General features: G+C 66.1%; 11 protein-coding genes and 2 riboswitches. Of the genes, 1 reads left to right on the top strand and 10 read right to left on the bottom strand.

Annotated elements, in window-relative coordinates; translation table 11 throughout:
• Positions 1 to 8: 8 nt before the first annotated feature.
• The 10 genes from AC1DDG_RS19070 to AC1DDG_RS19025 form a co-directional block, all read right to left on the bottom strand.
• A complete protein-coding gene (locus AC1DDG_RS19070) occupies positions 9 to 3,038 on the bottom strand; it encodes an alpha-mannosidase (RefSeq protein WP_476877291.1) in 3,030 nt (1,009 codons plus the stop codon).
• Positions 3,039 to 3,213: 175 nt separating this feature from the next.
• Positions 3,214 to 4,086, bottom strand: coding sequence for a formate dehydrogenase accessory sulfurtransferase FdhD (gene fdhD, locus AC1DDG_RS19065; RefSeq protein WP_476877290.1), 873 nt, complete (start codon positions 4,084 to 4,086; stop codon positions 3,214 to 3,216).
• A gap of 87 nt (positions 4,087 to 4,173) precedes the next feature.
• A complete protein-coding gene (locus AC1DDG_RS19060) occupies positions 4,174 to 5,703 on the bottom strand; it encodes a molybdopterin molybdotransferase MoeA (protein WP_476877289.1) in 1,530 nt (509 codons plus the stop codon).
• Positions 5,700 to 6,050: a DUF6457 domain-containing protein gene (locus AC1DDG_RS19055; RefSeq protein WP_476877288.1), complete on the bottom strand. Its 351-nt coding sequence runs from the start codon at positions 6,048 to 6,050 to the stop codon at positions 5,700 to 5,702. Before AC1DDG_RS19055 ends, AC1DDG_RS19060 begins: the two co-directional genes overlap by 4 nt.
• A gap of 46 nt (positions 6,051 to 6,096) precedes the next feature.
• Entirely contained in the window at positions 6,097 to 6,768 is a 672-nt protein-coding gene (gene mobA / locus AC1DDG_RS19050; protein WP_476877287.1) for a molybdenum cofactor guanylyltransferase, read from the bottom strand.
• 24 nt (positions 6,769 to 6,792) lie between these two features.
• Positions 6,793 to 7,293 (bottom strand): HNH endonuclease, encoded by a 501-nt coding sequence (locus AC1DDG_RS19045; protein ID WP_230117935.1) that lies wholly within the window; start codon positions 7,291 to 7,293, stop codon positions 6,793 to 6,795.
• Positions 7,294 to 7,515: 222 nt separating this feature from the next.
• Positions 7,516 to 8,292 (bottom strand): NlpC/P60 family protein, encoded by a 777-nt coding sequence (locus AC1DDG_RS19040; protein WP_476877286.1) that lies wholly within the window; start codon positions 8,290 to 8,292, stop codon positions 7,516 to 7,518.
• Between the two features lie 100 nt (positions 8,293 to 8,392).
• Positions 8,393 to 8,983, bottom strand: a complete 591-nt coding sequence (locus tag AC1DDG_RS19035; protein ID WP_476877285.1) for a C40 family peptidase — start codon at positions 8,981 to 8,983, stop codon at positions 8,393 to 8,395.
• Positions 8,984 to 9,143: 160 nt separating this feature from the next.
• A riboswitch (cyclic di-AMP (ydaO/yuaA leader) is annotated at positions 9,144 to 9,302 on the bottom strand.
• A gap of 149 nt (positions 9,303 to 9,451) precedes the next feature.
• Positions 9,452 to 10,273 carry a M23 family metallopeptidase gene (locus AC1DDG_RS19030; RefSeq protein WP_230117932.1) on the bottom strand — a complete coding sequence of 274 codons (822 nt, stop codon included), beginning with the start codon at positions 10,271 to 10,273 and terminating at the stop codon, positions 9,452 to 9,454.
• A gap of 4 nt (positions 10,274 to 10,277) precedes the next feature.
• Positions 10,278 to 10,522, bottom strand: a riboswitch (cyclic di-AMP (ydaO/yuaA leader).
• Positions 10,523 to 10,655: 133 nt separating this feature from the next.
• A complete protein-coding gene (locus tag AC1DDG_RS19025; protein WP_230117931.1) occupies positions 10,656 to 11,351 on the bottom strand; it encodes an iron-dependent transcriptional repressor DtxR in 696 nt (231 codons plus the stop codon).
• 341 nt (positions 11,352 to 11,692) lie between these two features.
• On the opposite strand from AC1DDG_RS19025, the gene serC reads away from it, so the two are divergent.
• Complete coding sequence (gene serC, locus AC1DDG_RS19020; protein WP_476877284.1) at positions 11,693 to 12,823, top strand: phosphoserine transaminase; 1,131 nt, start codon at positions 11,693 to 11,695, stop codon at positions 12,821 to 12,823.
• Positions 12,824 to 12,845 lie beyond the last annotated feature (22 nt).

The raw sequence follows: 12,845 nt of genomic DNA, 5'->3' as shown, positions 1-12,845 counted from the left end.
CTATCGGGTCAACGGGCGAACCTGAGCGTGACCAGCTGGAACGGACGCAGCGTGAGTTCCGCGGATTCCCTGCCGGCCACTACCCCTGGTGCGTCGACTTCCCGCTCGAGCAGATCCACGGCGCGGACGCTTTTGGCCGGAAAGTGGGCGGTGAGCCGTCCGGCGGAACGTTCACCCAGCGACTCGTAAAGGCGAACGATGACATCTCCCGAGCCGTCCTCCGCCAGCTTCACCGCTTCAACGATCAGTGCCCTGTTGTCCACGGTGACCAGCGGCTCAACGGCATGGCCGCCCGTCATTCTCCGAGGGGCCAGGTTGGCGCGGTATCCTTCCTCGACGGCCTCGGCGATACCTGCGCCGGGCCGGATCCAGACGTCCAGCACATGCCGGCCCCGGTCGGCATTGGGGTCCGGGAACTTGGCCGCGCGCAGCAGCGAGAGCCGGACGGTGGTGGTGGTGCCGCCGTCGTCGTCCCTGATGCTCCTGGCCACATCGTGCCCATACGTGGAGGCATTGGCGATGGCCACGCCATAGCCGGGCTCGGCGACGTGGATCCAGCGCTGGGCGCAGATCTCGAACTTCGCCGCCTCCCAGGACGTGTTCACGTGGGTGGGCCGGAAAACGTGCCCGAACTGGGTCTCGGCGGCTGAACGGTCCGCGCGGAGGTCCAGGGGAAAGCCCAGCTTGAGCAGCTTCTCGCGTTCCTGCCAGTCCACGTCGGTGGAAATGCCCAGCGCGCCGGCGCCGGGCGACAGGGTGATGCGCTGCGTGATGCGCGAGGCTCCGGTGAGGCGCTCAATTACGACGACGGCGTCCCCGCCTTGCTGCTCCAGCGTCACCGAGGCCGCGTCGGTCAGTGACGTGACATTCCGCCGGTAGAACTCGTCGATGTCCCAGGCGTCCCATTCGTTGGGGGTGTCGCGGTGCAGCTCCAGGTGGTTGCCGAACTGGCCCGGGGCGATGGCTTCCCTGCCGCTGGCGTGGTCCCGCAGCGAAGTCAGCAGGCCGTTGGCGTCCAGCACGGCACTGATGATCCCGTTGTCCAGCACGAAGCCGCCGTCCAGGGCGGCAGTCCGAACGGGCGTGCCCGGCTGAACCGGCAGCGCGGCCGCGAGCGCCGGCACCCCGTTGCGCTCATGGGGGCTCGCGTTGAGTAGGAACTCCTCGCTGCCCTCCCCCAGCGCGGCTGCCGCAGCCTTGGCGATGACCGCCTCGAGTCCCCTGGTCACGGCGGCGTAATTCCGTTCGGCGTCCTGGTGCACCCAGGCGATGGAGCTGCCGGGCAGGATGTCGTGGAACTGCTGGAGGAGCACCAGCCGCCACAGCCGCTTCAGCTCAGCCGCAGGATACGCAAAGGAGCCACCGGTGCGGACCGCGGCAGTGGCGCACCACAATTCCGCTTCGCGGAGCAGGTGCTCGCTGCGCCGGTTGCCCTGTTTGGTACGGGCCTGGCTGGTGTAGGTGCCGCGGTGGAGTTCCAGGTACATCTCGCCCACCCAGACCGGCAGCACCGTGTACTCGGCCTGGGCCTGCTCGAAGAAGCTCCGCGCCGTTCCGATCCGGACCTTGGGCGAGCCCTCCAGGTCCTCGGTGCGGTGGGCGGCGGCAAGCATTTCCCGGGTGGGTCCGCCTCCGCCGTCGCCGTAGCCGAAGGGAACCAGCGAGATGGTGCCGTGGCCATGGTCCCGGTAGTTGCGTTGGGCGTGAGCGAGGTCCCGGCCGCTGAGCTCCGAGTTGTACGTGTCCACGGGCGGGAAGTGCGTGAACAGCCTGGTGCCGTCGATCCCCTCCCAGTTAAACGTGTGGTGCGGCATCCGGTTGATCTGGTTCCAGGAGATCTTCTGCGTCAGGAACCACTGGCTGCCGGCGGCCTTGACGATCTGCGGCAGGGCGGCGGAGTAGCCGAAGGAATCAGGAAGCCAGGCCTCCTGACATTCGATGCCGAACTCGTCCAGGAAGAAGCTCTTACCTTCGAGGAACTGCCGGGCCATGGCCTCCCCGCCGGGCATGTTGGTGTCGGATTCCACCCACATGCCGCCCACGGGAACGAACTGACCGGACTTCACCTTCTCCCGGATCCGACCGAACAGCTCTGGATAGAACTCCTTGATCCACGCCAGTTGCTGTGCTGAGGAGCAGGAGAACACGAAGTCGGGATCATCATCCATGAGGGCAACCACGTTCGAAAACGTCCGGGCACATTTCCTGATGGTCTCCCTGACCGGCCACAGCCAGGCGGAGTCGATGTGGGCATGGCCCGTTGCGAGCAACTGGTGGGCGGAGGCGTAGGCGGGCCTCGCGAGCACTTGGGCGAGTGCGGCCCGGCCTGCCGATGCGGTTCCGGCGACGTCGTCCGGATCCATGATGTCCAGCATTCGCTCGAGCGCGCGGAGGATCTCGTGCCGCCGGGGCAGTTCCATGGGCAGTTCGTGCATAAGGCCCCTGAGCGTCCAGATGTCCTGTTGCAGCTCCCATACGGGCCGGTTCAGCTCGGCTATGGCAATGCTGCCCAGGCGGTACTGTGGCTGCGTCCCGGCGGTGGCCTTGTCCCCGTAGGGGGTGGCCGCGAAGCTCCATCCCTGGGCCACGTCCGGGTTCGCAGCTGCCTCCACGTAGAAGTCCACAGCCATCCCGCTGCCCAGGAGCTTGAGCGGAATGTACTGGTTGCGTGGAGAAATTGCCTTGATGATGCTGCCGTCAGGACGCCAGGCGGTTCCTTCGCACTGGAATCCGGGGATCTCGGTAGTGAACCCCAGGTCCACCACCATCTCCACCTCGGTGTCCGGTACCGTGCCCCAGGAGTCGGGAACTTCGCCTTGGAGCCGCAGCCATTTGGTGCCCCAGGGGTGGCCCCAGGCGGCACCGTGTTCCTGTGGCACGAAGTCCTGGCGCAGGGCCTCCGTCACAGGGACGGGTTCATCCGGAACGTCCCAACTGCTGAGTGCCAGGGGTACACTTCGCGAGTAGATCGCGGGGGTGATCCGCTCCCGCAGGAAGCGGTCGAGGCGGACTTCCGTGATCCGGCGGTCGTCGTGCAATGTATTCCTCTTTAATGCTTGAAGCCGGCGCGTCCTGTGCCGGCTTCCTCGCGGGCCTGGGCGTCACGCAGCTGATGTCCGGGCAGGTTCGCTGCCGTGAAAGAGCGGATCAACGTGTCCATTCGATGGATAAAATCTACTGCGTCAGACGGAAATAACCAAGGGTCCGCACCCACTACCGCGGCAGCGGCGCAGGCAGGGAAATCCGCTCGGCGCCGGCGTAGACGTTAAGGCTGCTCCCCCGGCTGAAGCCGGCCAGGGTTACGCCGCTGGACTCCGCGAGCTCGACGGCAAGGCTGGAGGGGGCGCTGACCGCGGCCAATACGGGAATGCCCGCCAGGGCAGCTTTTTGCACGAGTTCAAAGGACGCACGGCCGGATACCTGGAGCACCGTTCCGGACAGCGGCAGGCGACGCTCGCGCAGTGCCCATCCGACGACCTTGTCCACGGCGTTGTGCCGGCCCACGTCCTCGCGCAGGCATAGCAGCCGGGCGCCGCCGTCGTCGTCGATACTGAAAAGACCGGCCGCGTGGACTCCCCCGGTGGCGTCAAATACCGTCTGCGCTTCCCTCAGCAGGTCCGGAAGGGAGGCGAGGGTCCCGACCGGGACCGTCAGGGGGTCCTCAGCGGCGCTGAAGTGCGAGGACTTCCGGACCGACTCGATTGAGTCGGTCCCGCAGATCCCGCACGAACTGGACGTGTACACATGGCGTCCAGTGTCCGGCAGCACCACATCCGGCCGGAGCTGGGCTTCCACCACGTTGAAGGTCTGGACGCCGTTTTCATCCTCGCCGGCACAGAACCTCAGCGAGATCAGCTGCTCAGGGCTCCAGATGACGCCTTCGGAGACCAGGAACCCTGCCACGAGGTCGAAGTCGTCCCCCGGCGTCCGCATGGTCACGGAGAAGGAAAGACTGCCGAGCCGGATCTCCAGCGGTTCCTCCACGGCCAGGACATCCTCACGGTGCCGGACCGGAAATTCGAGGGAAGCCGGCGAGCCGTCCAGGACGTACCGGTGGATCTTGCGCCGTTGCGTCACGCGTCCCATCGGGTCACCCCGGATGCCAGCCTGTTCATGCCTCCATCATCGCAAGTCAGGGTCACGGATACCAACGCCGTCCGTTCTGCTTGGAATTCAGTCCAGGAGCGCGCTCCAGTCCACGGGGCCGCTATTCGCCGCCGGCTTGGCCGAGGACCGGTTGCCGGTCTTGCGCGGCGGAGTTTTAGGCTTGGAACCGGCCGACGTGGGCTGAGGGATGGCTGGGCCCCATGGCAGCGCGAACGCAGGGACGGCCTCGCCCAACTGCACGCCGTGGGGCGGAACCACCATGACGCCGTCCGCTGAGGCCAGGCCCCGCATCATGCCAGGGCCGGTGTGCGGCGCAGGCGAGGCCATGCCGTAAAGGAGCCGGAACGGCATGAGCCGGGTCCGGCCGGGGTCGGGATCGATCATCGCTCCACACGGCACTTCCTGCACAGGCGGAATGGCTCCGTGGCCCAAAGCCGCGAGAAGCGGCGCCCCTACCGTAGACAGCGCCATCATGGCAGCGAGCGGGTTTCCGGGCAGCCCCAGCACGAAGCGCCCGTCCGGAAGCTCGGCCAGGACAGCGGGGTGGCCCGGACGCATGGCCACCCCGTCGATCACGAGCCGGCCGCCGAGTTCAGCCACCGCCCGCCTGAAGTGGTCGGTTCCGGATTTCCCGGTGCCTCCTGTGGTGATGACGACGTCGGGGGGAAGGCCTGCCCCTGATGCCTCGCCGGGGAGGCCGTCCGGCTCGGCACCTGGGCCCTCGTCCTCCAGTGCCTCCAGCCATTCGCTGTAACTGTCGCCAATTCTTACCTGCGCGGCGCAGATGCCGCCCAGCATCCCCACCACTGAAGCCAGTTGCGGGCCAAAGGTGTCGCGCACCTTTCCCGGTTCAGGGATGCCGTGATCCACCACCTCGGAGCCCGTCAGCAGCAGCTTCACCACGGGTTTTCCCAAGACCGGCACGTCGTCGTAGCCGGCGAGGGCGGCAAGTGCCAGATGGGCGGGATTCAGCAGGATGCCGGCTTTGACCAGCACCTCGCCGGCTGTGGCTTCCTCCCCTGCCTTGCGGATGTGCTGCCCGTTCCGGGGTTCCCCGGGACGGGCGGTTCCGCCCGCCGCCAGCACGGGCAGACCCTCGTCATCCGTGGATATGACGCCGCTTTCACTGCGCAGCACAGCCTTGGCTCCGGGCGGAAGGAGTCCGCCGGTCACGATCACGCTGGCCTGGTGCGGGGCCAGCCGAAGCCCGGGTTCGGCAAGGATCCAGGGACCGGTGCCGCTGACGGCCCATCCGTCCATGGCAGAGGACGCGTAATGGGGCATGTCCTGCAGCGCCGTGATGTCGGCAGCCAGTGTCCTGCCCAGTGCCTCACGGAGGGGAACCGGGGCAGCCGGGATCGGGGCGGCGCAATCAAAGGCGGCCTGCCGCGCTTCCTCCCAGGTGTGCGCCAGGTGTTTCCCGGGGGCGGCGTCCTTAGCCTCGGCACCGCTTTCGGCGGAATCGTCCGGGGACAGGGTTCCAGTCCCGGAAGTCCCCCGGGAGGGAGTTACGTTTCCGGCAGCGGCGCTGTCCTCGGCGGGGGCGGCGGTCAGCTCCATGGCATCGGCAGTTGGATGTCCGGGGGCGGCGGTCATTCCCCCGGTGTCCCGCTGGGAGCCGGAACGCCTGTGGAGGTGCCCACCGCCGGCGAGACGGAGTCCTCCCCTTGCTCTTCGGCCGCGTACACCTTGGTGACGGAGCGGGCGACGTCCATTGCCGCTTTCATGGAGGTGGAATCCGGGGCCTGGCCCGAACCGGACGCAAGACCCGCAGCAAACCCGGCTATGAATGTGGTCAGCGGCGCCGCTGGCCGCACCACCGAGTGGGCGGCCACTCCGGCAAGCGACAGCACTTCATTGACATCCACCTGCACGTCTTCGAGCTCGAAGGCCCGAAGCAGCAGCCGGCACCACTCCTCAAGCGTTTCGTCCTGGCTTTTCATGCCTGCCTCCAAACTCAAACTGCGGCTGCGACGTTCCGGGCCGGGCTCATCGTCCCTGCCCTTCGACTCCTAATGCGGCGGCATCATCCCAGGTATCCACATCATCTGTGGAGCCGGCGGGGACGGTGACAGCCTGTACGTCAAGCCTAGCAAGGAGAGCGAAAACTGACCCGTGATCCAGGGTGTTCCGTGCGGCTGCATCGTCCACGGCGCGTTTTAGCGCAGCCGTGCTGTAAAAGCCGGCCAGCGGCTGGCGGCGTCCGTCTCCGGATGCGGCCATGACGCCATCTTTGCCCTGGGAGGCACGCGCGGCATCTCCGGGGGCCGCAGCCCGGAGAGCGTCCAGAAGAGCATGGACGGCATCCGGCGCGCGCGGCATGTCACACGCGAGAACCAGGGTCAGTGTGGCGGCCTGCGTCTCCGTGCCTTCCCGTCTTTCAGCTGTTCCAGCGTCCGGTGCCGGGTCCGGCCGCTGCAGCCGGTCCAGGCCTGCGGCGATCGCCGCAGCAGGCCCGGCGAAGGGAGGATCCTCGCGGCAGTTCAGCACGCCGGGCGGAAGGTTCGTGTCCGGGCCCACCACCACAATCCGGCGGGCACCACGGGCAGCCGCGATGGACCGGCTAAGGAGGCTCTCGCCGTCGTATGTCAGCTCGGACTTGGGCGAGCCGCCCAGCCGCGAGGAGCGGCCGCCGGCAAGGATTATTGCGTCGAATTCCACATCCCCAGCGTAGTGCCGGGCAGGTTACGCGGCGGTCTCCGGAAGCAGGAACGGATCCCACGCCGGCGTGGGCTTCTCCAGTTCCTTGATCTGCCAGATGGTGCCTACGGGCGGCGCCGGGGCGAACCGCAGCTTCCAGCCCATTTCAGCAGGCGTGTGGTCTCCCTTGACGTTATTACAGCGGAGGCAGGCCGCCACGAGGTTCTCCCATGAATCGGCACCGCCCCGCGATTTTGGCTGGACATGGTCAATGGTGTGGGCTGCCTTGCCGCAGTAGGCACACCGGTGCCCGTCCCTGCGAAGGACGCCACGCCGGCTGACGGCGGTGATCATGTTGTAGCGCGGCCGGATGTAGCGGTTAAGGAGGATCACGGACGGGCGGCCCATGATGTCCTGCGGCCCGACGACAGGATCGTCGCCTTCGGCCACCACGCTAGCTTTTCCGGTGAGCACAAGGACCAGCGCCCGGCGGAAGGTCACAACCGCCAGCGGTTCATATCCAGCATTCAGAACGAGAGTGCGCATGCACATACCTCTTCACGGCCGCACCCGGCAGAGGCGCGAGGGCCGGCTGCCCTCTGCATGTCCGGGCTATGGATCGACACCACAAGAGTAAACACTCAAGGGGCAGATCGGCGAATCGACGGAATGCACTCCGACGCCGTGTCGGCATGGCAACCGGGCCTACGGGCATGCAAAAGGACCCCTGCCGCAGTGGCAGGGGTCCTTTTCTAAGCCTTGGTAGTCTTAGCCGCCGACGCGGATGAAGACCGGGCCGGAGCCGACGTTTACGCTGAACAGTGCGGTGGTTCCGCCGTTCCAGCCGCCGTGGACAGCCTGGCCGTTGCCGACGTAGACAGCGATGTGGGCCATGCCCATGCCGCCGTTTTCGTAGTAGGCAAGGTCGCCCGGCTGGGCTTCAGCAGCGCTGACGGTGCGGCCGAGGGACAGGTAGCCTGCCGGCCAGCCGTGGTAGTTGATGCCCACGGCGGCCAGGGAGTTGGTGGCCAGCGCGGTGCAGTCCTGTGAAACACCCAGCTGCGCGTAAGCAGCAGCGGCGATCGAGGCGCCCATGCCGCTTCCGGAAGCGGTCTTGGCGGCGGCAGGAGCAGCCGGAGCAGCCTCAACGGCAGCGGCGGTCTTTACTGCCGGAGCAGCCTCGACGGCGGGAGCAGCTTCCTGCACCTGAACGACGGGCTTGGGTGCCTCGACGACGGGAGCGGCCGTGGTGGAAACAGCCGGCTTCTCGTAGGAGATGGCGATGCTGGACGCAGCGGAAATGGTTGCCGGAGCAACAGACTGCACTTCCAGGGCGGAAACAGGAACCGATTCACGCTGAACGTTGGTCTCGGCAGCGTTTGCAGCGATACCGCTGGTCAGGACCAGGCCGGACGCGGCAGCGATAACTGCGGCCTGGCGGCCCATGCCACCGGCGTTGTCGCCGACAGCCTTGGCGATGACAGCCAGCGAGTGGGTCTTGGTGACCTCGGCGCGGTGGCGTGCAATGGTCGCACGTGTAGTCATAAGTTTCTCTCTTTCGTGTTCCACGGACCGCGGTAGCAGGACGTGGCTTAGCGACGCGCCGGCATCTTGGGGGTAAGCCGGCGCGTCCCGAACGGGATTTTTAGCGAAGGGTGAAGAAGGAGGACGTGCCCGTGGCGGACGCAGCGTGCAGGATCGTTCCATCCGAAGGGTTCAGGGCGCTGATCATCATGCCGTTGCCAACGTAGATGCCCACGTGGGCGCCGCCGTTCTGCATGACCAGGTCGCCCGGAGCGGGTGTCGAGGTGGGCTTCATTGCAGTCCAGGCGTTGACGCGGGGAATGCTGATGCCTGCCTGCGCGTAAACCCACTGGGTGAAGCCGGAGCAGTCCCAGCCGTTAGGAGTGGTGCCACCCCAGACGTACGGGTGGCCGATACCGGTGTAGGCAATGGCCGCCAGCCCTGACGTTGCGGCGGCGGAGCCTGCGGCATCCACCAGCTTGCTCGCCTTGGCAGTAACGGTTTTGGCAGTATCGGTTGCACCATTGGCCGCGTCGTCGCTGGACTGCGCGGCCAGAGTCTCGATGACCGGCGCTGCCTCGGTGGTGACGGCAGGACGCTCGAAGGAGACAGTTGCGGTTGGTGCGGCGGTCACAGCAAGCTGCGTGGCCTGGGATCCGGACTCCGTGGAGGCGGAAACACCGATGTTGGTGTCGGCTGCGTTAGCCGGCATGCCAATGCTCAGGATGAGCCCTGAAGCAGCTGCGATAACAGCTGCCTGGCGACCTACTGTGCCGGCATTGGCGCTTACTGCCTTGGACACTGAGTCCAACGGGTTCGTACGAACCGTTTGCGCACGGTGGCGCGCAGAATTGTGGCGTGAAGACACGAAGGTAGCCTCTCCCAATGCCTACGAGGTGAGCTGTCGGATTCGGATGGGAGTCACCCGGCCGCGCCGCTTCCTGGGAAGCTTTGCGACTTAACCCCAAGGCCTTCTTGCGAAGACCAAAATTGGTTCCCCCGCCCCTGCCAGACGATGTCATGCGAACGGACCTTGAGCGGTGGCAGAGTTAGGCAATCCACTCAAAGGCGTCAACTTCGGAAAAGTTGACGCGGTTTAGACGGTACAGCAGTTCGGAGCGAATGTCACATTCAGGTCACGGCATGTCACAAGAATGCGAGAGTTCTCCATCGGTTTTGCTTAAAGCCAGCCCAGGGGGTCAACGACTTCTCCGTTGACCATCACCTCGAAGTGGAGGTGGCAGCCCGTCGAGGCGCCGGTGGTCCCGCTGAGAGCGATTACGTCACCGCGGTTGACCTTCTGGCCGACGCGGACACTCGAAGAGGACAGGTGGTTATACGTGGTCTCGAGGCCGTTGCCGTGGTTGATCACAACCCTGTTGCCGCCCCCGTAGGGGTGCCAACCGGCGAAGGTGACCGTGCCGCTGGCCGCGGCGAACACCTGGGTTCCGCACTCGGCGGCAAAGTCCTGGCCCCGGTGAAATTCCCCGGAGCCCCCGGTGATCGGGCTGACGCGGTATCCGAACGGAGACGATTTGACCATGGTGGTCAGGGGCGCACCAAGGCTGCCCGCCGAGGCGGCGCGGGTGATGCTGCCGGCCGACTGTGCACTGAGGAGCTGCTTGAGCTTGCTGTCCGGGTCACCCTGGGTGGAGACGGACGTTCGGCTGAAGTCGATCTTTGCGGCCGCCTCAGCGGACACCTGCGGCTGGACACGGGAGGACAGCGCCGCGGCGCCGCCCTGGTCAGCGGTGGCCATGACCGGACTGGTTGCAGGAACCGTGACTGTCAGCAGGAGGCCTGTGGCAGCCAGTGCGACTCCCGCCTTCTGGCCCACTCCGCTTGCGGCTGCGAAGTCGGTGACCTGGCGGAACGGACTGCGGTGCCTCCGTGCTTCGCGCTGCGCATCCCGCGGACGCTCCCCTGCGAAGACTTCGGCGGCGCGCGGCTCCGCAGCGGGGCCGGCCGCGCGGCGGCGGCCCCGGGCATTCTGCATGGTCAAGAAGTGTTCCTCTCTGGATAGCCTGCGAAGTTAGCTGTCGGATTCGGGTCAGAGAGATCATCGACCCGGTCCGCCGTGACAAGCGTTTCGGCACAGGGGTATCCCGGGAGATTCCATCTGCGGAAAGTGGCTTGCTGCTGCGGACTTCACCCCAAGGCCGTTTTTCAACGGCCGGTTGTGGTTCCCCCGCCTCTGCCAGAAGGTGACTCGTGCGACTGATCCGCTGGCAGAGTTCGGCTCCAGATCAGGTAACGCTTTAGTATCGGCGCTGCTGTTTAACTATAAGTGATTAAAGTGGGCAGTAATAATTCCGTTATCTAAGCTGTGCAAAAGTCGTAGGGCATCCTGCCACCTGATGTCAGACAAATCACGGGCCAGCACGTCAGCTGACGCGGACAAACACGTGGGCGGCCACTTCCGGTGGCAGTTCGAGGGCGCCTTCGATCCCCGGCACACGGACCGAGATGTACTCCCCCACGCGTTCGAGGGAAACCGCGGCACCGGGGCGGATCCCGCCTTCATCGAGCTGGACCAGCAGCTCCGGCTCCACCTGGATGGGTTCTGCCAGCCGGCTGACGGTAACGCGCGAATCCGGACCGTAGCCGGGCATGGCGTCCAGCAGGTTCATCACGCCGTCGGTGAAGGCCAGCGAAGGCTCGCCGCCGAGCGCAGCCAGCCCAGGAATCGGGTTGCCGTAGGGCGATTCGGTGGGGTGGCCAAGCATTTCAAAGATCCTGCGCTCCACGCGTTCGCTCATCACGTGCTCCCACCGGCACGCCTCGTCGTGGACGTAGGCCCAGTCGAGGCCGATGACGTCGGCGAGCAGCCGCTCCGCCAGGCGGTGCTTGCGCATGACCTCCGTGGCCCGTTTGCGGCCTGTTTCTGTCAGCTCCAGGTGACGGTCGCCGGACACTACCACCAGCCCGTCCCGTTCCATCCTGCCGACGGTCTGGGAGACGGTGGGGCCCGAATGGCGGAGGCGTTCGGCGATGCGGGCTCGCAGCGCCACGATGTTCTCTTCTTCAAGCTCCAAAATGGTCCGAAGATACATCTCCGTGGTATCGATCAGATCCGTCATTCAGCTCAGCTCCTCGAGCACAGTACTTGTGTCCGTCCCACCGTACCGCGGGCCCACCGCACGGTGGCCCGGCGTCAAGCTGCCGCGGCCGCAATTCGACGACGGAGCAACACCGGCTCTCCGCCCGTACGTCCAGTGAAAGCTTAGCCTATTTTGAATTACTCCGGATAATTCGGACGAAGCGGGCGGCCGGTTTCAATGACTGGACTGTGACGGCAACGTTTCCCGGGATTTCCGGGCTTCGGGCAGAATAAAAGGGGCCTTCGTGGCAGACATGATTGCCCGCCGGCCACCTCTTGTCCCCGCCGAACTGCATGTCCATGCCGAAAATTGGAGCCACTGTGAGCGACACCAGCATCACTATCCCAGCAAACCTCCTGCCCAAGGACGGACGGTTCGGCGCCGGGCCCTCCAAGGTCAGGCCCGAGCAGATCGAGGCGCTTTCCGCAGCCGCCACAACGATCCTCGGCACATCCCACCGCCAGGCGCCCGTGAAGAACCTGGTGGGATCTGTCCGCGAGGGCCTCAGCACCTTCTTCCGCGCTCCCGAGGGCTACGAAGTGGTTCTGGGCGTGGGCGGTTCGACGGCGTTCTGGGATGTCGCGAGCTTCGGCCTGGTGGACCAGAAGGCCCAACACCTGTCCTTCGGCGAGTTCGGTTCCAAGTTCGCTTCCGCCACCAACAAGGCGCCGTTCCTTTCGGAATCCTCTATCATCAAATCCGAGCCCGGAACGTGCCCGGCGCCGCAGGCCGAGGCGGGAGTTGACGTCTACGCGTGGCCGCAGAACGAGACGTCCACTGGCGTTGCGGCTCCGGTCAAGCGCGTGGACGGGGCAGACGCCGATGCCCTCGTGCTGGTGGACGCGACCTCCGCCGCGGGCGGGCTGGACGTGGACGTTGCCGAGACCGATGTGTACTACTTCGCACCGCAGAAGAACTTCGCTTCCGACGGCGGCCTGTGGCTTGGTCTCTTCTCCCCGGCGGCCCTCGAGCGCGCCGCCCGGATCAAGGCCAGCGGCCGGTGGATCCCGGACTTCCTGGACCTGCAGACCGCGATTGACAACTCCAAGCTGAACCAGACGTACAACACCCCGGCGCTGGCCACCCTGGTGACGCTCGATGCCCAGGTGCAGTGGCTCAACGCCAGCGGCGGCCTCGACTTCGCGGCCGGCCGGACGGCGGACTCCGCGAGCCGCATCTACAAGTGGGCCGAGGCTTCCGATGTCGCCACGCCCTTCGTGGCCAACGCCGCCGAGCGTTCCAACGTCATCGCCACGATCGATTTCGACGACTCCATCGACGCCGCGGCCATCGCCAAGGTGCTGCGCGCCAACGGCATCGTGGACACCGAGCCCTACCGCAAGCTGGGACGCAACCAGCTCCGCATCGCCACCTTCGTGGCAATCGAGCCTGCTGACGTCTCCGCACTGCTGGAATGCATCGACTACGTGGTGGGCGAACTGAAGAAGTAGTCTCCCCAGACCGCGGTGACGC

The organism is Arthrobacter sp. 10L430, from assembly GCF_056395245.1.
This window is presented reverse-complemented; position numbering and strand designations above follow the sequence as displayed.

What these genes read in the sequence shown, in the direction of transcription:
- fdhD (WP_476877290.1), bottom strand. Translation starts at nt 4,086, where the DNA reads ATGGGACGCGTGACGCAACGGCGCAAGATCCACCGGTACGTCCTGGAC.
- AC1DDG_RS19035 (WP_476877285.1), bottom strand. Translation starts at nt 8,983, where the DNA reads ATGCCGGCTAACGCAGCCGACACCAACATCGGTGTTTCCGCCTCCACG.
- AC1DDG_RS19040 (WP_476877286.1), bottom strand. Translation starts at nt 8,292, where the DNA reads ATGACTACACGTGCGACCATTGCACGCCACCGCGCCGAGGTCACCAAG.
- AC1DDG_RS19060 (WP_476877289.1), bottom strand. Translation starts at nt 5,703, where the DNA reads ATGACCGCCGCCCCCGGACATCCAACTGCCGATGCCATGGAGCTGACC.
- AC1DDG_RS19025 (WP_230117931.1), bottom strand. Translation starts at nt 11,351, where the DNA reads ATGACGGATCTGATCGATACCACGGAGATGTATCTTCGGACCATTTTG.
- AC1DDG_RS19045 (WP_230117935.1), bottom strand. Translation starts at nt 7,293, where the DNA reads ATGCGCACTCTCGTTCTGAATGCTGGATATGAACCGCTGGCGGTTGTG.
- AC1DDG_RS19055 (WP_476877288.1), bottom strand. Translation starts at nt 6,050, where the DNA reads ATGAAAAGCCAGGACGAAACGCTTGAGGAGTGGTGCCGGCTGCTGCTT.